Origin of the sequence: Flavobacterium geliluteum (assembly GCF_017948595.1) — a bacterium.
In the GTDB taxonomy this organism is placed as follows: Bacteria; Bacteroidota; Bacteroidia; order Flavobacteriales; family Flavobacteriaceae; genus Flavobacterium; species Flavobacterium flavipigmentatum.
This window is the reverse complement of sequence record NZ_JAGFBV010000105.1, coordinates 1-252: the sequence shown is the minus strand read 5'-3', so window position 1 is coordinate 252 and position 252 is coordinate 1. Positions and strand designations below refer to the sequence as shown.

At 30.6% G+C, this 252-nt stretch carries 1 pseudogene; it reads left to right on the top strand.

Annotation, left to right across the window (positions count from 1 at the left end):
- Positions 1 to 135 precede the first annotated feature (135 nt).
- Positions 136 to 252: pseudogene (locus J3495_RS19535) on the top strand (IS3 family transposase); the annotation flags it as partial.

Genomic DNA, 252 nt, shown 5'->3' with positions numbered 1-252 from the left:
GTAACTTAATCGTACTGCTGATGATTTAAACTCAGCACTGTAAACTCGTTTTTTCATAATTCTAAGATATTTATTTTTATTTAAACAGTCTTAAAATTTATGTCCCAGTAAATGTAGCAACTCCAAAGCAGTCAAACTTATGGAAGTCCTAGAATAGCAGAACAGTTAAAAAGAAAAGGATATAAAATATCCAAAAGGAAAGTTGCTAAATTGATGCTTCTTAATGGCTGGAGAAGTAAACTAAAGAAACGC